The organism is Sphingopyxis sp. TUF1, assembly GCF_036687315.1.
GTDB classification, from domain to species: Bacteria; Pseudomonadota; Alphaproteobacteria; order Sphingomonadales; family Sphingomonadaceae; genus Sphingopyxis; species Sphingopyxis kveilinensis.
The window spans coordinates 179049-197125 of record NZ_CP144683.1; the positions used below are offsets into that span (position 1 = coordinate 179049).

Sequence of the window (18077 nt, forward strand, 5' to 3'; positions counted from 1 at the left end):
TTAAAGAAAATTTTGGCCTTGCCCGCCCGGCGGGCGCCCCCGACCGGTCAGGAAGAAATCGACAACCGCGGCGGAACGGCGAACAGTTCGTCGTCGCCCTGCGACGCTTCCAGCATCGTCGCGGTCAGCACGACATGGTCGTGATGCAGTTGCAGCGCGCGCTCCTCGTCGCGCGCCAGTACGGCATCGCGCAGCGCCCGGTGTTCACCGATCGGATCGCGTTCGCCGTGATCGTCGAACTTCAACGACAACACCTGATAGCGCCGCGCGGCCTCGAAACTATTGTCCCAATAGCGGAGGAACCAGTCGGACCCGCACGCCGAAAGCATTGCGGCGTGAAACGCCTTGTGCAGCGCGTGCAACTCGCCGTTATGCATATAAGCGGGCGACTGCGCCTCGCGCACCCCGCGCTCCCAGCGATGATAGGTCAGCAGGACGCGCTCTTCCCATGCCGCGTCACCATTGCGCAGCGATTCGCTAAGCGCGCGCTCGCCGAGCCAAGCGCGGGCGCGCGTCAGATCCGAAAGTTCCGACCGGGTCACGGGCGCTACACGAAAGCCGCGCTGGTCGATCTGCACCACCAACCCCTCGGCGACGAGCCGGTTGAGAGCCTCGCGGATCGGGCTCCCCCCTGCGCCATAAGCCGTGCGCAATTGATCGAGGCGGAGCCGCTGTCCGGGCGACCACACGCAGCAGAGAATGTCGCTGCGAAGCCGGTGAAACACCGTGCTTGCTTGCGTCGTCGCGAGCGATGCCGCGCGCTCTCTGTCCTGATCGGTCATGGCTGCTCCTATTTCGATATTGATTGCCATATCAGATAAAAATCGAATGTTAATTGACATAATAAAAAAAATCGAAATTTTAGGCATCAGACATTTGTGGAGGAGGAGAGGCAAAATGCGGCTGGTGAGCTATCGAATCGACGGACGGTCCCGATCGGGTGTGCGGATCGGCGAGCGCGTGTACGATCTTGACGATCTTGGCGCCGGAGATCGCTCGCTGATCGCGCTGCTGGCCGACGGCGGCGAGGCGCTGGGCGCGCTTGCGAGAAAGGCCGATGATGCGGACGTCACGTCTGCGCGCGCCCTTGCCGAGCTCGACCTGCTGCCCGCGGTCGCCGAACCCGGCAAGATCATCTGCCTCGGCCTCAACTATGTCGATCATGCCAGGGAGGGTAATCTGCCCATCCCCGAACATCCGGTGGTCTTTCTTCGAACCACCCGGTCGCTCGCTGCCGCCGGCCAGAAGGTGACGGTCCCGCGCCTTTCCGAACAACTCGACTATGAAGCCGAGCTGGCCGTCGTGATCGGCCGCGGCGGCAAAGACATCGCCGAAAGCGACGCGCTTTCGCACGTCGCCGGCTATGCGCTGTTCAACGACATTACCGTTCGTGACTATCAGTGGCGCGGTCCGCAGTGGACCATTGGCAAGAATTTCGACGGCACGGGAATTCTCGGCCCCGAAATCGTCACTCCCGACGAACTTCCCGCGGGCGGCGCGGGCTTGCGGATCCAGACGCGGATCAATGGCGAGACGCTGCAGGACGGCAATACGCGCGACATGATTTTCGATGTCGCCGCGACCATCGCCAGCCTCTCCGAAACGATGACGCTCGACCCCGGCGACGTCATCGCCACGGGGACGCCTGCGGGAGTCGGCGCCGCACGCAAACCGCCGCGCTGGCTGAGAGCCGGAGATATTTGCGAAGTAGAAATCGAGGGCCTGGGAATCCAGCGAACGGTCATAGCCGCGGCGTGACCCCCCGCCCTGCCAAGGCGAGTTGCGCATTGCCGCTGCCGTCCATTGTGCGGTATCGGGGCTGTTCAAGGGCAAGTCGGAACGGCGGCGCATGGATCTTCGGCAGCTAAGATATTTTGTTCAGATCGCGGAGTGCGGTGGATTTACGCGAGCGTCGGAGATGCTGCACGTTGCTCAGTCCGCGCTCAGCCGGCAAATGGGACATCTCGAAGCCGAACTGGGCGTCGCGCTTTTCGAACGAACGGCGCGGGGCGTCCGCCTGACGCCCGCGGGCGAACTGATGGTCGATCGCGCAACGGGGCTGCTGCGCCAGTTTCAGGAAATCAAAAGCGAGCTGCTTGCCCTCGCCGAGACGCCGCACGGCAAGGTATCGTTCGGCATCCCGGCGATCATGCGCGAAACGCTGGCGATCCCGCTGGTCCAGAAATTCAACGAGCTTTATCCGGACGTCGAAATCACCTTCGTGACCGGTCTTAGCCAGGAATTGCGCGAATGGCTGCTTGCGGGAAAGATCGATCTTGCCGTTTATGGCCTGCTCGAGCCCGAAACGGTGCTGGTCACCCAGACGCTCATGTTCGACGACATCGTCCTGGTGGGCCGCCCTCCCCTGCCGCTGCCTGCGGGCACGTCCGTCGCGATCGACGATATTGCCGAGCTTCCGCTTGCAGTTTCGACGCGCGAGCAGTTGCGACAACTTCTGCGCCGCACGGGTTCGCGCACCGCGTTCAATTTCGCGCGCATTCCCGAAATCAGCGATAGCGCGCTGCTGCTCGAAATCTTGCTGACGGGCCGTTATTACTCGATTCTTCCGCGCGGAATGGTGTCGAAGCATGTCGAGGCCGGCGATCTCGACGTCCGGCCGATCCCGGGCATTCGCTACGAATGGGTCGTCGCGCATTCGCGCGATCATGCGCCTTCGGCCGCCGAGCGGACGATCGGGCAAATGCTGCACGAAATCGTGTCCGCTGCCGACGATGGCGCATAGTCGGCGAGCTATGCTGTTTCGCGATTGCTCCCATATGGCTTCGATATTCCCCTGACGGACCGAAACGCGTCATAGGGTCGGGTCGATGGACCCGCTGCACCGGTGGGACGACGGAACGGAGAACGGCGCGGCGATGACGATGACCAAGGCCGAAGCGATGGGAAGCGGCGGAACGCGGCACGCATGGGGCGTCGTTGCGATCCTCAGTTTCCTCTATTTCATGTCGTTCGTCGACCGTGCGATCCTTGCGCTGGTGGTATCGCCGCTGATGGCCGAATTTGCCGTTTCCGAAGTCGAAATCGGGCTGCTCTTCGGCCCGGCCTTCGCGATTTTCTACGCCGCGCTCGGCCTGCCGTGCGCGCTCATCGCCGACCGGGGCAACCGCCGTCGACTTGTCGTCGTCGGAGTGCTTCTGTGGGCCCTGTGCACGATCGCGTCGGGTCTCGCCCATGCATTCTGGCTTCTGGTCGTGCTGCGGATCGGTCTCGCGATCGGCGAGGCCGCGCTGACGCCCGCCGCTTATTCGCTGATCGGCGACATGTTCTCTCCGGTGCGCCGCGTTCGCGCGGCGAGCTTTTACAGCGCCGTCGGCATCGCAGGCGCAGCGGGGGCATATCTGGTTGGCGCACTCGCGATCGACCTCGTCGAACGCGGCGCACTCGCGGCGTTCGGCGAGTTGGAGACCTGGCGCGCGGTCTTCTTCGTCGTCGGCGTGCCCGCGGTTCTCGGCGGGCTGCTGTTCGCGGCAATCGCCCGTGAACCGGACCGCACGGCGGTGCCAGCGAACCCCCATGCGCGAGCAAATGTCATCGACCACCTCGCCCAGCATCGCCTGATGTATGCGACGCTGTTTTGCGGCGCCGGGATATTGCAAGCGGTCACCTATGGCTATGCGGCTTGGGGACCAGAGATTGCGCGGCGCAGCTATGGGCTGCCCATTCAGCAGGCGGGGGCGATTTTCGGGATGGCGGGCCTCGTCGGCGCGGTGCTCGGCACGCTGATCGCCCCTGCGCTTGCTGCGATGTGGCAGGCGCGCGGCCGCCGGGACGCGATCGCGATCGTCGCCATCGCCGCTGCGACCGTCGGCGGCGCCGCCGCGGCGCTCGGCCCGCTGATGCCGACGGCGGGGCTCTACACGCTTTGTTATGCGCTCGCTTCGTTCGGATTGTTCGGGGCCTCGACAGGATTGCTCGTGGCGCTGCAGGTCATCGCGCCGCAAGCGCACAAAGGCACGTTGGTCGCGATCCTCCTGATGGCGATGACGTTGCTGGGGGGCGTTTTAGGACCGCCGTCGGTGGCGTTGTTCGCGCCCCGGCTCGGCGGCCTCGCCCCGTCATTATCGGCGCTTTCGATCGCCGCGACCATCGCCGGAATCAGCCTGTTGCTCGGCGCGCGGCGGCCGCTTGCCCACTACCTCGCATCGAAGGAAGATCAGACTTTTTAGACGTGCGAGCGCGCGGCGCGCGAATGGCCGGCACGACACGGAGCCCAGAACGGCGGTTGGCGTCGCGTCGATGGCTCGCCGGCGCGTCGCAACGATTATGCAATAAGGAGAAACGATATGCAGCCACTTGGCGCCGTGCGCCCCGACATGTCCGCCCCCTCCCCCGTCCGGACGAGGCCGCACGGTTTCTACAAATCCGAATTGCGCGCGCGGCTGCGGGATCTCGCGCCACGCTCGCTCGTTGATGTCGGATGCGGCGAAGGCACGCTTCTGGCGCATATGACGGAGGCGGGGTGTGAGCGCTGCATCGGACTCGATGTAGACGATGCTTTCCACGCGCGCCTCGCCGAACACGGGATCGAAGCGGTTACAGGGCGGGCCGAGGCGTTGCCCTTTCCCGATCGTTCGATCGATGTCGTCGTGATGGAATATAGCGCGCATCATGTCGCCGATCTCGGCACGGCGCTTGCCGAAGCGGCGCGCGTGGCGGCCAAGGCGGTCGTCATCCTCGATCCGTGGTACGACCTCTCGATCGCGTCGCAGGTCGTCGCGCGCGATTTCGACCTGTGGTGCAAGAAGATCGACGTCCGGCTCGGCCTGGTTCACAATCCCTGCCCCTCGCTCGGCGACCTTTGCGGGCCCTTTCTGGAAAACGGTGGCTTTTCGATCGAAGCGACCCACCGATTGATCCTCCACCACATGCCCTGCGCCGATGTCGAAGCCGACGCGGCGGCGCACCTTGCCCGACTGGCCGACGATCGCGCCGATTTCGAACCGGAGATCGCGGACATTCTGGAAGCAGCCTGGGCAAAGGGGATCAGCGACGACGGCGCCATTCAGTTCGTGGCGCTGCGGACCTGAGCAGGCCGCGTGTGCCGGCAACGGTCCGCCTCAAAACGTCGCCGTCAGCGCGCCGACGCGCCGCTGGCGTATCGCAGCGAAGACGTCGTCTGGACGGACAAGCTGATGGCTATGCCGGACGCCGGGCGCCGGGCTCGCCTGCAGAAAGGTGGCGATCTGGATCGCCGCCAGCTGCGCAGTCAACTCGCTCTCGACCTCGCCCGCAAAATGCGCGCTGGCGACGGCAGGTTGCCCCGCCCGCTGCCCCGCTGCATGGACACTGAGATTGCAGGTCTTGCGGCCGAAGCGCAGCGCGCCCACTGCATACAGCAAGGCCGAGCGTGCGCGCGCGGAGCCTGCAAACAGGCTTGCAAAACCGAACAGCAGCCGGGTCGCCAATCTGGATTCAAAGGCCAGGCGGGTCGTGACTTGATCGATGCCCAATGTGCGCCGCAGGCTGTGCTGGTCGGAAAAATTGACCTCAAAGGCGTTTCGACGCCCTTGCCCGAAACCGAACGCCAGCGGCACCCCCCGCCGGTTGCGCGCCGGGTCAAAAATACGGTCCGCGATCCATTCGAGTCCGGCGCGCCCGTGATGGTCGCCAAGGCCGGCGAGCAATCCGATATCGATCCGGTCGACGCGGTCGAGCTGCGCAGCGCACGCCGCGGCAAGGATATTCGTCAGCCCGGGCGCAAGCCCGACCGACAGCAGCGCGGCCGATCGGTTGGGCGCAAGCGCCTCGATCTCCCGGAAAAATTCATCGCTCGCGGTGATGTCGATATAGGTTATCCCGTGATCGAAGATATAACGAACAAAGGCCGTATCCTCCTGATCCATGCAGACGATGACACAATCGACGCCTTCGCACGCCATGTCCCAACTTGCCGCGACGCCAAGGTCGATCGCGCGCGCGGCCGTCCCGCACCGCGCCGCCACAGCCATGGCGGCGGCCGGACGCCGCCCCGCGGGAATCACCGTGAATCCGACGTCGGCCAGACAGGCGCAAAGGCGCGACCCCACCGCACCATATCCGCCGATCACGAGCAAGGTGACGCCCGCTTCATTCCGATCACCGGGTGGTTGCTTTGCAACCTCGCCTTCCGCCATGCCAAGGATCCTCCGCTGTTGAAGATCGCAGTGGCCTATCAGATAGTGGACGAATGTCCCGAAACTTTGGCGTACTAACTCCGGTTTCCGTCCGGAATTGCACAAGACAAGGGTAGAGTTCGAAAAGCCGCAAAGGCAGGAGCATGCCCCCCAACCAGTCGCGGTGGCCGCCACCGCTGATAAGGGGCGCCGGACAACCGGCGCGCATGAAACATGGATATTAAGTGCAACCCCGTTGTTGCCGCTGGATTTTCCCGGCAGATTGCTATGAGCGCCGAAGGCGATCAATCACGAGGGGAAAGAAGCTTGACGATACTCATCACCGGCGCGGCCGGCTTCATCGGAATGAGCGTTGCCAACGCCTTGCTCGCGCGCGGCGAGCGGGTGGTCGGGATCGACAATTTCACACCCTATTATTCGATCGAGCTCAAGCGCGCGCGCATCGCACGCCTCGCCGAAAGCCACGGCGAACTGTTCACATTCATGGATGTCGATTTCGGCGACGCCGACGCTCTGACGCGCGCGCTTGCCGACCAGAGTATCGACCGGATCGTTCATCTCGGGGCCCAAGCGGGCGTGCGCTATTCACTCGAAAATCCGGCGGCCTATATCCACTCGAACATTTCGGGGCATGTGAACATCCTCGAATTCGCGCGCCACCGATCGATCGCGCACCTTGTCTACGCGTCATCCTCATCGGTTTACGGGATGCGCGCCGACACCCCCTTTCGCGTCGCCGACCGGGCCGACGCGCCGATCTCGCTCTATGCGGCAACGAAGCGGGCCGACGAGCTTTTGAGCGAAACCTACGCCCATCTGTTCCGCATACCGCAGACCGGCCTGCGCTTCTTCACCGTTTACGGCCCGTGGGGGCGGCCGGACATGGCGGTGTGGAAGTTCACCGATGCGGTGCTGCAGGGGCGGCCAATCGACGTGTACAACCACGGCGACATGCTTCGCGATTTCACTTTTATCGACGACATTGTGAATGGCGTCGTCCTGACGCTGGACAGCCCGCCGGCCGACGATGGCCGCGAAAAGCCGGGCGGGTTTTCGACGCCCCACCGCCTGTACAATATCGGCAACAACCGCCCGGAACAGCTGACCGACCTGATCGCCGCGATCGAAACGGCGTGCGGTCGCAAGGCCGAGATCAACCTGCTGCCGATGCAGGATGGCGACGTCTATCAAACATATGCGGACATCGACGACATCAGCCGCGATCTCGGCTTCGCACCGACAACCCCGATGACGGTCGGAATACCGGCTTTCGTGGCCTGGTATCGCGACGTCTGGATGACGCGATAGGCATTCGCTGATAGCCCGATAATCCTTTCGGCTATGACATAACCAGCAGGCGCATACCCTTTATAGCTGTTTGATCTTTGGCGACCTTGGTCCATCATTCCGATGCTGCGGCGCGCCGTTGGTGACCCCCATCGGGCTGCTTCTTCAGCACCTACCGCGACGTATTCGGACGTAAGGCTTGGGGCCCCCCAGCATCAAGCATCGCGGACTAGGGCGCGCCGAAATAAGGCTTGCTATGCGGTCGATCTTGCCTTGGCGATTTGGAATAATCAGAACATCGGGCGGCCACAATTGTAAGCCGGCACGCGGCCCGTTCCAGATCCGATAAAACCCGCGTAACGTTCATAATCGCGGGCCACAAAATTCAGATATTCTTCGATGTTGGGATAACCGTCGCCATCGGCGTCATTGTTGGCGTCCCACACATTCGGATTGGTGTTGGTGAACTGGCTTTCCCAGCTGTCGGGCATTCCGTCATTGTCGCCGTCGGCTAACGCGCCGCCCGTCGCAACAATATTGGCATAACCTCCGGCATCAGACACGACCGAGGGAAAGCCGTTTTCGAACAGATAGGGCGCGCTGTCGCAGGAACGTATATCGTCGATATACATCTGATCGACATTGTCGCGGCACAGCCCGTCGCGGCACAGATCGGCCCCCGCAAACGCCAGTGCGTCGCGCATCGCCTGCTCCGGACCGGTGATGTGCCAAGCTTCATACTGCCGCGACGTAATGCCGACCACCATCGCATAGACAAGCGACTGGATGACGCCAAAACCCGTCACCGAACAATCGGCGACGCCCAGCGCGTTTACGCCGCAGGTATTGGTCTCGTCGGCTGCCGTGGGAAAGCCCGCTGCGGCTCGTTGCGGATCGCTGACCGTCTGGCCAAAGAAACCCTGCACGCGCGTGCGCTGGGTCACATTGTCCAACATGAAGATATTATAGCCATAGGGGTCGACCGTATCGCGCGAGAAAAAGGCCGCGAAAAAATTGTTCGTCGGTTTGTCGTTGGGTCCGCGGAAAGCCACGTTCGCGATATAGTTTACATAGGCACTGCCGTTCTGGTTCGAAATCACCCCCGTCTCGTCGGTGAAGTGATAGACGACATTGTTGAACAAGTCCGCCTGACCATATGTGCCGGCAACCCGCGGCTTGATCCCCAGCCCCAGGTTGATGCCGCGAAACTGACCGTGCTGCGAAATATTATGCGCGATCGTTATGTTGTTGCCGGGGTTAATGAAAAAGGTCTTGCAATGGAGCGACGAGGTATGGCCCGCGCCGATGCACATATTGGGACCGATAATCGACCACTGGATCGTACAGTCGCGGCAATTCGGGTTCAGGCTCTCGTCGGTTCCGAACATCGCCGACACATGATCGACGATCTGGTGGCTCGTGTCGTTCAGCCGGATCGAATCGCCGTTGTTCGACGTCCGGGTGGGATGTTCGCCAAGCCTCGCCCGCACATAGCGCAGGATCATGTGATCGCCGCCGCCTCTGGTATCGATCAGGGAATCGACGGGGTTATAGTTTGCCCCCAGCCTGAACTCGATACCGCCCGGCGATGTCTGCCCGGCGATATAGATTTTGGGTATCGTGATCGGCGCCGGTGACTGCATGACGATCGCGCCGGCGACGTCGAACAGGCAGTATCGTGGCCGACCTGCGGGAATATTATAAGGCGACGTGACCGACAGGGCCAAGGCACATTCGCGATAGGTGATCTTGCCGTCGCCAGCCACCGCCGTGTCGTCCAGCGAATTGATCTTGTACACGACGGCGTTTGCGCTTCGCACGCTGGCATTCCGGCCAAAGCCGATAGCGGTCGGGAAAGCGATCGGATGCTTCGCGCGATCGGGAATATTTCCATTATCCGGATTTGCGAACGCCGCCGCCGCGCCAGTGGGTGTAGGTGTTGGTGTCGGAGTAGGCGTCGGAGTGGGTGTTGGCGTCGGCGTGGGTGTTGGCGTCGGCGTGGGCGTGGGCGTCGGACTTGGGGTCGGTGTCACCACCACCGGCGGAGTGCCGCCAGAACCCGAATCGCCGCCGCAGGCAGCGAGCAAGGAACACGCCAAAGCTATAAAGGACGCCCGCACCATCATCGACTATGCCCCCCCGGTCGCTGCACCCCGGTCGGCTGCAAGGAACGCGGTCACCGTAGTTTAAAGAGGTAAGCAAACAACTAAGTCGTCAATCACTTTGACACAGGAACCATGCAGTTCGTCGAAAATTCGCCATTTCGCGCAAAACATCATCGTTGCGACCGACGGGGTCGGTGAGCGAAGCGGCCCCTCACCAGGCGTCCGGATCGGGGCACCAAGTTAAGCGGCAGACAATTTGTCGCGAAACTTGGACAGCCACCGCCTCACACGATTGGGGCGCAGATCGTCATTATCGTTGTAATAGGACGAATATTTGGAATAATGTTGCACCGCATCGCCATAACCGAACCGCGCGTGTTTCGTATAATTGACCCGCGTGATGATTACGCCGATCAGGACGTCGCCCAATATTTTGGTGACCGAACGAACCGTGTCGGGGGTGCTTGAACCCCACCGCGCCGTCATCACCGACGCATCCGAAAATTTGGCGAGCACCTTCGCATCGCGCAATGCCATGATCGGCGGTGTATCGATCACGATAAAGTCGAACCGCGATCGCAACGCCTCGAACAGCGTTGCCAGCTTTTCGGGCTCGAACAGGCTGGCCGGGTCGTCGGGAACCCCGGTAACCGGCATACTGGCAATTCCGCCGCCCTTGCCGGGATAACAGATTGAGTCCTCGAGCGAGGTCGCGCCCATAAGATAGGTGTCCAGCCCAGCCGGACTGTCCTGCAGGCCCAGCGTCTTGGTCATTCCCCTGCGCCGGAAATCGAAATCGAGGGCAATGGCGCTCATCCCCTGCGACAGCGCCGAAAATGCGATGCCCAGGGAAACGGTCGTCTTTCCTTCACCCGGCAAGGCAGAGGCAATCATGATGATGCGGGAATTTTCACCGCTCGTGCGCGACAGAATTTCCAGAAAGCCGCCTCGGAACGCTTCGGCAAAAATCGACTTGGGCGCCGCCATCGACCCATCGGGACCATCCAGCTGCTGAGGAATCGTGCCTCGCTGCGGAATCATCGTGAATGTCGGAAGCGAGGTCAGCCGTTCGATCTGATCGCCGCTACGCACCCGATTGTCGAAAGAATCGACGATCAGGGCCAGGAATATGCCAAGGATGACCGAAGCGACGAAAGCGACCGACAGTGATTGAAAAGGCTTGGGGTAGCTGGGGCTGACCGGAACGATCGCTTCCGACACGGGCAGTGCTTCGGGCGTCGGATTCGCGCCGCGGATCTGCAACTCTTTCACCCGCTCGAGCATCCCCAGATACAGGCTTTTCGACGTCTCCACTTCGCGTTCGAGGCTCGCGAGTTCCGGGCTGGCCAAGTCCTGACTCCGCGCCTTCGCACGCAGTCCGCCAAGTTCGGACGAAATATACCCCGCGCGCGCGCTTGCACCGTCGCTCGTCGACTGGACATTAGCGGCGGCCCTCGCTGCCTCGGCGGCCACGGCGTTCTGAACGATTCGAAGCTCGGCAGTCACGCTCATCACTTCGGGGTGACGCGCACCATATTGCGTCGAAAGATTGGCCAGCTTGGCTTTCAGTTCGGATTCCTGGCTGCGCAGACTGGTGAGCAGGCCCGATGTCGCGGAGCCCGCCATCCTTTGCCGCGCGGCAACGGCGGCTGCTTCGGCGCTCGCGCCGCGTGCGGAGGCGACTTCGGCTGCAGCGCCCTGAATCTGCGCCGCGCCTGCGCCGATAGCGAAACTGGAATCGATGCCCTTGTCCCGTTTGAAGCTCGCAACCTTATATTCGGCCGTCTTCAAACGCTCGCTCAATTCTTCCGTCCGCGCGCCAAGATCCTCGATCTGACGGCGGTTGTTATCGGCCAGGTCTTCGGTCCGCGTCGCGACATAGGCCTGGACGACCGCATTGGCGATCTTCGTTGCCATGTCCGGGTCGTTCGATTCGGCGGTTACGCGGATGAAACTCGTCGCTCCGGCTTGCTCGGCGCTGACCTTTTTCTGCAACGCATCGATCGTGTCTTCGATGACTGCGGGCGGAACCGCCGCGATCGGGTCGGGCGCCGGCACGGCGGTGACGTTTTCAACGGGGCCACCGCGTTCATCGCTTCCATCACCCATATCCGCTGGTGCGTTAGTGGCGACCGCCTTGGGAGCCAGCGGCTTATATCCTTCCGGATTGAACTCGGGCACATTATAAAGTTGCAAGTCCGCGACGACCCGCTCGGCTACCGAGCGCGATTTGAGCGCTTCGATCTGAACCCGAACCTCATAATCCAGCTGCTGTTCGATTTCGCGGATGGACGTCGGCGCGGCCTCGCTCTGCTCGGTGTTCACGGTCGTCTGGTCGATTTGCATCACCGCGGTGGCGCGATAAACGGGCGTGGTCAGCATCAACACGAGGGCCGTCGCCCCGATGACGATCGCCATTGTCAGCATGATCAGCGTGAGCCGGCGACGCAGGATCCACAGAAGGCCGGCAGGCGAGCTGTGCTCGGCATAGTCAGCGCGCGGCGATACCGGCACCGGCAGCGACCCGTCGGAAAAACCCTTTACGACTGCACTCATGACGTCCCCTATAGGTGCCGGAAATCTAAATCGGCCCTTTCAGTCCCAATCCTCCTGCAACGGCTGCAAGGGCACGGGAACGCGACCCGGTGTCGATCCTACATCAGTTCGGGGGACGCCGCGCTGATCAATCTGCTGTATCGCGTGGATGCATGGTATTACCACTTTAGAGGTATAACGCATCGAACATAGTAGCAGAGGCGGTCTGGCCGCGTTTCGAATAGCTTATGGTCGCCATTTTGGGCGTCGCTCCGACGCGGCCAAAGCCAATTTCAGGGGTGCTTTCCATCGTTATTTCACGATCCAGGGGTATGATCGATCGCCAACTGAAGCGGATCGCCGGCGACCAGTTTCTCCCCAAAGTTCTTAAAAATGTCAGCCAGCTGGTCTCTGGGAACGCCGCCGCGTTGCTGATCGGCGTGGTCACGATGGGGATTCTCGCGCGCGCCCTGGGTCCGACGGGTCTCGGGCTCATCGTGCTCATCGAATCCTACGGCAAACTCATCAACCAGCTCATAAAGCTCGAAAGCTGGCAATCGTTCATCCGCTACGGTGCAATTGCGCTGGAGGGCGGCGACACGCCGCGCTTCCTGCGGCTCGTCAAGTTCGGAACCGTGCTCGACTTCGGCGGATCGCTCGTCGCAGCCGTCATCTGCATCGGCTTTGCCGGCCTCGCTGGCCAGCTTTTCGGCTGGACAGACGAAGCGGTGATGATGGCGCGCCTCTATTCCATCGCGCTGGTCTTCGGCGTCGGTTCGACCCCGCTCGGTATCCTGCGGATCTTCGACAAGTTCGCGACCATCGCCTGGCTCGATCCGGTCGCCGCCGTTTTCCGCCTGATCTTTATCGCCGCCGCCGCGGCGATGGACGCGCCGCTCATGACATATCTGCTGATCCTTATCGTCGTTCAGGTCGGCCAACGCCTTGTGCTGGCGATGATTTCCTACCGCACGCTGCGCGCTAACGATTTCACCGGCTTCCTTCGCCAGCCCTTGCGATCGGTGGCACGGGAGAACCCCGGCATATGGCCCATGATCCTCTCCTCGAACGCCACAATCCTGTTGCGTAAAAGCACGCAGGAGGTCGACGTTCTGGCGGTTGGCGCGTTTATGGGGCCCGCTCCGGCCGGGATTTACCAGATTGCGCGAAAGCTGGGTTACGCGCTCACCAAAGCCGGTGGTACCTTGCAACAGGTGTCCTTTCCGCACCTCGCCCGTTTATGGGCCAGGGGCGAGGTCGAAAAGTTCAAGAAACTTGTCATGCAGATCGAAGTCATGACGCTGGCCGGGGCGGTGGCCTGCTCGCTCGGGCTCGTCGTTTTTGCCAAGCCGCTCATCTTGCTGATAGCGGGACCGCAATATCTGGGCGCGACCCTTCCGCTGATCGTCCACTCGATCGCAACTCTGATCCTGCTATGCGGGAGCGCGCTGAGACCCGCACTGGCGAATATGGGCCTGCAGATGAAGGTTCTCGGGATCGTTGCAGCGTCTGCGGCCGCATTTTATGCGACGTTGGCCATCACTATCCCGAACCTAGGGATAGTCGGTGCGAGCATCGCTCATCTTGTCGCGAACGCTATAACGCTGCCGGCAATTGCGGTCTTGTACTCACGTGGGCTGCGCGCCGATAATCGAACTCGGATTGCGCCGGCGCCCGACGGTCCCGTTGACCAAGGCCCCGGGTGATTGCCCAGATCGCGGCCTGGGTCCGGTTCGTAACGCGCATCTTTCGAAGCACTGCCTTCACATGAACTTTCACGGTCGCCTCTGAAATTTCCAGACGGCGGGCGATCACCTTGTTGCAATCGCCGTTCATCAAGCAACGCAGAATCTCGATCTCTCGGGCCGAGAGGTTGATATCGTTGTTGAATTTCCAATTGCTGGCGAGAAGTTTCCAGACCGACGCAGTCAGCATCGGTGCCATTTGCGACGGAAAAACTTTTTCACCCACCGCAGTCAATTGCAACACGCCGATCAAAGATTCGCATCCGATGCCGCTCACGATATAACCGTCGACACCTTCTCCGAAGGCGGCCGCGACATTGTCGAGCGTGAAATGATCGACCATCACCACGATGCGAGCGTTAGGCAGCGATTGCCGGAGATCCCGGATCGTCGATATCGTTTCGTCCTCGCCCGCGATCAGACACAATATGATGTGGGATTTGTCATCGTTTCGCGATTCCGTTTCGAACGGCAGACCGCCCTTAAATTCGGATACGCAACAAACTTCGACGCCGTCGTCGGACAGTATTCGACGAAGACCTTCTCGGGCGATTTCGTTACGCCCAAGGATCGAAACTCTGAAATCTACACGCATTATGGCCCACCCAATCAACAACTTCTGAAGCGCGCCAAGCGGTTGTTGAAAAAGCGAATTTTTCAACTTGAGCCTGCTCAGGCTATGGCTTCTTTAATTGACCCGTGCGACCACACGTAATTCGCTTTAAGCAGCGCCTTCCCCCCTCCAAGGACGGCACGGCATAAAAGCTGTATATAAACTAATCACTATTTTCCCTTGGTGTAAATCTCTTTTTTGACAAAAGCTTCCCATTTAGAGACAATTTCGCCCACCCCGTAATGCGCCACACTCGAAGGCCCCGCCGAGCTGAATTTATCCCTAAGACCCTTATTCTCCATCATTTTTCTTAAAGCCTGCGATAGGCTTTCGATGTTTTCAGCTTCCACGAGCAAGCCATTGGCTCCGTCATTAATGATTTCCTCAGGCCCGAATTGGCACCGGAAGGATACAGCCGGAATGGCGGCGGCCATCGCTTCGAGTAGCACGTTCGGGAAACCCTCGTAGCGCGATGAAAGGACGAACAGATCTGCCTTTTTTATCCAGTCAGCTGGACCGTGGCTTTTGCCTGCAAGTTCAATTTGATTGGCACATCCTGTCCGATCTGCCAGCGATTGAAGCTCGGCCTTTTCTTTGCCCTCCCCCCAAATGACCAGCTTCCATTCGGGGAAGCCCTTGGCCAGTATGGCAAAGGCCTTGATCAGCATGTCAAAACCCTTTTGCCAATCCAACCTGCCAACCGCGGTCAGAACCAGGCCGTCGTGCGGCTCAGGCTTCACCACGACGGGAACCACGGGGTTGGGAATGACCACGGCGCGCGACCGGATAGCAGCAGGGTAAAGTTCTTTGATCGCTTGCGTTTGCAATACGATACCCGCGGCGCGGCGGGCGGCAAGCTTCCACGCCATTGCCCACAATGGGTGGGCGCGCTGAGCGACCGGATTATTGCGTTCGGAAATTACCACTGGAATGCCCAGGCGGGTCGATGCGACGATCGAGAGCACATTGATCTTAGTCAGGAACGATATGACAACATCGGGTTGGCGCCGTTTGAAAAGGCCGCGCAACGCAGCCGTTCGGCGGCAAATGGCCGCGGCGCCGCGCAAAGGCGATCCTCCGCCCGCGGGAATTGCCAGTCGGACAATATCGACCTGCGGATCAAGCGAATGAAAGACCGGGTCGCCCGGCGCGTCGAAGCTGACCACCGATATGTCATGCCCGCGATGGATCATTTCTCCTGAAAGGAGCGACAGCACCCGTTCCGCACCCCCTGCCCCCAGCCCGGCAAGCACGAACATTATTTTCATGGGGTCAGCTTTCGCGCATGTGACCTTGCGCGATGCCCAGTGCATCGGACAATTGGTCGAAACTGGCGATCCGCATGGCCGGAGCGTGATCAGGGGTTGGCGGCCCGCTGTTATGCAGCCCGCCCTTTCTTGAGATCTGAACGGTAGTCCAGCCCAGTTGGTTGGGTGCCAGAAAATCCTTGGCGGCATTGTCAGCAATATAGACGAAGCGGCGGGGTTTGCCCTCGAAGGCGTCGGCGATCAAGCGGAAGGCGCGCGGGTGCGGCTTCCAATAATCGCGCCCCCACACGTCGGTCACGACGATCGGGTAAAATCCCAATTCGCCAAGCCGCAAGGCTGCGATCTTATTTTCCTGCGCTTCGCGAAAACCGTCGGTTACGAGCGCCAATCCGCCTAGCCCATGGGCACCATGCAGGAACTCCTGCACATCGTCGCGGATTGCAATCGCCGGTTTGTGGCCGCGGTAGACCGAGACCATTTGTTGGATCAGGTCGCTGTCCCCGGTCACGCCCAATTGCTGTAGCGCAACGTCAAAAATCCGTTCCCTGTGGCCCGTCTGAAACAATTGCCATGCGACACGTCCGAAGTCTGGCAGCGACAATTGTTTTTCGGCCCAGCCACCCACGGCTTCGAACCCGCTCGCGACATAGTCGCGCTCCAGATAGAGCGTATCGTCGAGGTCACAGACTAGGACGAAGGGGTGGCCCGCATTATCCATGGTTCATGTTTGGCTGAAAACGGCCGCATCATAGCGAAGCATCCGAATATCTTCGCGCCAATCGTCACTTGTAGTCGACTCGAGTCCAGCTGTTTCCTCGAGCAGCCAGCGCGCGAAAGGGGCACCGGCAGCGTGCGCAAGAGGATAGCCACCGCCAAATCGGGCGTTAATCTCAAAAACGAAGGGCCCGTCATCGGTAACGATCGCCTGAAAACAGATGACGCCTCTTACCCCTTCCAGCGAGCTGCCCAATTCCCAGCCGATACGGCAAAGCTCGCGATGTCGTTCGGTAACGCCTTTTTCCACCTCGCCCGCCCGCGTTCTCACCCGGCGATGCGGTATCACGGTCCGGACCTTGCCGTTCCGGTCGAAGAACATGTTGATCGTATATTCGGGGCCCGACAGCAATTGCTGAACGATCAAGGGCTCGGACTCGGCGGCCGGGAGGTCGTCTGCCGAAGTCGCAATCGAGATCAATCGGCTCGCGCTGCCATGGTTTGGTTTTACGATCATCGGCCATGAATGACGGGCGGGATCGTTCCGGACGACCGCGAGCGGAAATGTTGCAGGTGTCGCGATGTTAATGGCGCCGAGTGCTTGTGCCGTTGCCATCTTGTCGCGCGCCATCCGCACGAATGAAGGCTCCCCCACGCTGACCCAAATGCCCTCCGCGCGAAAACGATCGAGGCTCTCGCTCAGCGCCAGCAGTTCGGTGTCGATCGTGGGAACCAACAGATCGACGCCGTGGGCCGAGCATAGCGACAGCAGCGCGGGGACATAGTCTGCGCTGTCGGCGCGCGGAACAGCAAAGGAACGATTGGCCAACTGGCACGCCGCGCTCCACTCGGGCTCAAGGTCGCACGCAAGAATGGTCAGCGAAATACCGAGTTCGGCGGCGGATGCCCGAAAGCACTGCAACAACTCGCCGCGCCGCCCGGCGGAGCTGATCATCATCGTCAGCTTGCCGCGGCGCTCGACTTCTCCTCCGTTTGCCATCAGCCGTCGATCTCGCGCACCAGCACAAAGGCTTCGGCCGCCGGCACATGGACGCAGGCTCCCCGCAGTTCGGCGAGCGCCGTCAGCGCACGCACCGACCGCTCATTCGGAAATTCCTTGACCTGCGAGGCCACCCTTTCGAAAGCTGCGATCTTTTTTTCCAGATACCCGTCGATGGAAATGAAGATATTCGGGACGAAGGAGGGGCTGAGGTATGGCGCGTCCCAATTGGTTTCTGAAACGGTCTCATACGCCAGGATGCGGCACGGGCGAAACCCGCCCGTCGGCCGCGAAGCGACCATCGCGGCCGCGAATACGAGCTGATGGTCGACATGGATATCGCCGACAAATGGCACAAATATCGTGTCCGGTTGAACGTCGAGCATGACCTTGCGAACCGCCGCATTGAGTTCCGCCTGCGGTACCCGATCGAGCGCAGCGGCGGGCAGATCGAGGAAATGACTGTTCCGGACACCCAACAGGGCATGCGATGCCTTGGCTTCCGCCACGACCTGCTCCACCTGTTCGGGTGGGTAGGCGGGCGGCATTCCCCGCGTCACGATCGCCACATCGACCGGTTTGCCGCTGGCCGTCAGACGCGCAATCACCCCGCCGCACCCGAGCACCTCGTCATCGGGGTGCGGCGCCAGCACCAATGTCGTTTTGATACGATCGA

Annotated in this window: 16 protein-coding genes; 6 read left to right on the forward strand and 10 right to left on the reverse strand. The window is 61.2% G+C overall.

All coding sequences use genetic code 11. The features are described 5' to 3' along the window. Positions 1 to 47: 47 nt before the first annotated feature. Positions 48 to 782, reverse strand: a complete 735-nt coding sequence (locus tag VSX77_RS00950) for a GntR family transcriptional regulator (RefSeq protein WP_338425808.1) — start codon at positions 780 to 782, stop codon at positions 48 to 50. 115 nt (positions 783 to 897) lie between these two features. Here VSX77_RS00950 and VSX77_RS00955 point away from each other — a divergent pair, with 115 nt between their 5' ends. The 4 genes from VSX77_RS00955 (at position 898) to VSX77_RS00970 (ending at position 5048) form a co-directional block, all read left to right on the forward strand. Beyond that, complete coding sequence (locus VSX77_RS00955; RefSeq protein ID WP_338425809.1) at positions 898 to 1758, forward strand: fumarylacetoacetate hydrolase family protein; 861 nt, start codon at positions 898 to 900, stop codon at positions 1756 to 1758. A 91-nt stretch (positions 1759 to 1849) separates the two neighbouring features. Next, positions 1850 to 2743, forward strand: coding sequence for a LysR family transcriptional regulator (locus VSX77_RS00960; RefSeq protein ID WP_338427182.1), 894 nt, complete (start codon positions 1850 to 1852; stop codon positions 2741 to 2743). An 85-nt stretch (positions 2744 to 2828) separates the two neighbouring features. Continuing rightward, positions 2829 to 4187 (forward strand): MFS transporter, encoded by a 1359-nt coding sequence (locus tag VSX77_RS00965; RefSeq protein ID WP_338425810.1) that lies wholly within the window; start codon positions 2829 to 2831, stop codon positions 4185 to 4187. 117 nt (positions 4188 to 4304) lie between these two features. Next, positions 4305 to 5048: a class I SAM-dependent methyltransferase gene (locus VSX77_RS00970; RefSeq protein ID WP_338425811.1), complete on the forward strand. Its 744-nt coding sequence runs from the start codon at positions 4305 to 4307 to the stop codon at positions 5046 to 5048. 30 nt (positions 5049 to 5078) lie between these two features. Here the strand turns inward: VSX77_RS00970 and VSX77_RS00975 are convergent, their stop codons facing one another. Then, positions 5079 to 6134, reverse strand: coding sequence for a hypothetical protein (locus VSX77_RS00975; RefSeq protein ID WP_338425812.1), 1056 nt, complete (start codon positions 6132 to 6134; stop codon positions 5079 to 5081). 306 nt (positions 6135 to 6440) lie between these two features. Between VSX77_RS00975 and VSX77_RS00980 the strand changes: the two genes are divergently transcribed. Beyond that, positions 6441 to 7442, forward strand: coding sequence for an NAD-dependent epimerase/dehydratase family protein (locus tag VSX77_RS00980; RefSeq protein WP_338425813.1), 1002 nt, complete (start codon positions 6441 to 6443; stop codon positions 7440 to 7442). Positions 7443 to 7711: 269 nt separating this feature from the next. Here VSX77_RS00980 and VSX77_RS00985 read toward each other — a convergent pair whose 3' ends face one another. The 3 genes from VSX77_RS00985 to VSX77_RS00995 all read right to left on the reverse strand — a co-directional run bounded on the left by VSX77_RS00985 (position 7712) and on the right by VSX77_RS00995 (position 12082). Next, positions 7712 to 9241 carry a hypothetical protein gene (locus tag VSX77_RS00985; protein WP_338425814.1) on the reverse strand — a complete coding sequence of 510 codons (1530 nt, stop codon included), beginning with the start codon at positions 9239 to 9241 and terminating at the stop codon, positions 7712 to 7714. Between the two features lie 73 nt (positions 9242 to 9314). Beyond that, a complete protein-coding gene (locus tag VSX77_RS00990; RefSeq protein WP_338425815.1) occupies positions 9315 to 9515 on the reverse strand; it encodes a hypothetical protein in 201 nt (66 codons plus the stop codon). Positions 9516 to 9766: 251 nt separating this feature from the next. Beyond that, positions 9767 to 12082 carry a GumC family protein gene (locus tag VSX77_RS00995; RefSeq protein WP_338425816.1) on the reverse strand — a complete coding sequence of 772 codons (2316 nt, stop codon included), beginning with the start codon at positions 12080 to 12082 and terminating at the stop codon, positions 9767 to 9769. A gap of 311 nt (positions 12083 to 12393) precedes the next feature. Here VSX77_RS00995 and VSX77_RS01000 point away from each other — a divergent pair, with 311 nt between their 5' ends. Next, a complete protein-coding gene (locus VSX77_RS01000; protein ID WP_338425817.1) occupies positions 12394 to 13767 on the forward strand; it encodes a lipopolysaccharide biosynthesis protein in 1374 nt (457 codons plus the stop codon). On the opposite strand, the gene VSX77_RS01005 is transcribed toward VSX77_RS01000, so the two are convergent. The 5 genes from VSX77_RS01005 to VSX77_RS01025 all read right to left on the reverse strand — a co-directional run bounded on the left by VSX77_RS01005 (position 13658) and on the right by VSX77_RS01025 (position 18054). After that, the gene (locus tag VSX77_RS01005) at positions 13658 to 14467 is read right to left on the reverse strand and encodes a response regulator transcription factor (protein ID WP_338425818.1); all 810 of its coding nucleotides are present in this window, start codon (positions 14465 to 14467) and stop codon (positions 13658 to 13660) included. The genes VSX77_RS01000 and VSX77_RS01005 overlap by 110 nt on opposite strands. A 122-nt stretch (positions 14468 to 14589) precedes the next feature. Next, a complete protein-coding gene (locus VSX77_RS01010) occupies positions 14590 to 15687 on the reverse strand; it encodes a glycosyltransferase family 4 protein (protein ID WP_338425819.1) in 1098 nt (365 codons plus the stop codon). A gap of 4 nt (positions 15688 to 15691) precedes the next feature. After that, positions 15692 to 16405, reverse strand: a complete 714-nt coding sequence (locus VSX77_RS01015; RefSeq protein WP_338425820.1) for an HAD family hydrolase — start codon at positions 16403 to 16405, stop codon at positions 15692 to 15694. Between the two features lie 3 nt (positions 16406 to 16408). Further along, a complete protein-coding gene (locus tag VSX77_RS01020; protein ID WP_338425821.1) occupies positions 16409 to 17401 on the reverse strand; it encodes an ATP-grasp domain-containing protein in 993 nt (330 codons plus the stop codon). Then, positions 17401 to 18054: a PIG-L deacetylase family protein gene (locus tag VSX77_RS01025; protein ID WP_338425822.1), complete on the reverse strand. Its 654-nt coding sequence runs from the start codon at positions 18052 to 18054 to the stop codon at positions 17401 to 17403. Before VSX77_RS01025 ends, VSX77_RS01020 begins: the two co-directional genes overlap by 1 nt. Positions 18055 to 18077 lie beyond the last annotated feature (23 nt).

What these genes read in the sequence shown, in the direction of transcription:
- VSX77_RS00960 (WP_338427182.1), top strand. Translation starts at nt 1,850, where the DNA reads ATGGATCTTCGGCAGCTAAGATATTTTGTTCAGATCGCGGAGTGCGGT.
- VSX77_RS00975 (WP_338425812.1), bottom strand. Translation starts at nt 6,134, where the DNA reads ATGGCGGAAGGCGAGGTTGCAAAGCAACCACCCGGTGATCGGAATGAA.
- VSX77_RS00970 (WP_338425811.1), top strand. Translation starts at nt 4,305, where the DNA reads ATGCAGCCACTTGGCGCCGTGCGCCCCGACATGTCCGCCCCCTCCCCC.
- VSX77_RS01015 (WP_338425820.1), bottom strand. Translation starts at nt 16,405, where the DNA reads ATGGATAATGCGGGCCACCCCTTCGTCCTAGTCTGTGACCTCGACGAT.
- VSX77_RS01010 (WP_338425819.1), bottom strand. Translation starts at nt 15,687, where the DNA reads ATGAAAATAATGTTCGTGCTTGCCGGGCTGGGGGCAGGGGGTGCGGAA.
- VSX77_RS00995 (WP_338425816.1), bottom strand. Translation starts at nt 12,082, where the DNA reads ATGAGTGCAGTCGTAAAGGGTTTTTCCGACGGGTCGCTGCCGGTGCCG.
- VSX77_RS01020 (WP_338425821.1), bottom strand. Translation starts at nt 17,401, where the DNA reads ATGGCAAACGGAGGAGAAGTCGAGCGCCGCGGCAAGCTGACGATGATG.
- VSX77_RS01000 (WP_338425817.1), top strand. Translation starts at nt 12,394, where the DNA reads ATGATCGATCGCCAACTGAAGCGGATCGCCGGCGACCAGTTTCTCCCC.
- VSX77_RS00955 (WP_338425809.1), top strand. Translation starts at nt 898, where the DNA reads ATGCGGCTGGTGAGCTATCGAATCGACGGACGGTCCCGATCGGGTGTG.
- VSX77_RS00965 (WP_338425810.1), top strand. Translation starts at nt 2,829, where the DNA reads ATGGACCCGCTGCACCGGTGGGACGACGGAACGGAGAACGGCGCGGCG.
- VSX77_RS00950 (WP_338425808.1), bottom strand. Translation starts at nt 782, where the DNA reads ATGACCGATCAGGACAGAGAGCGCGCGGCATCGCTCGCGACGACGCAA.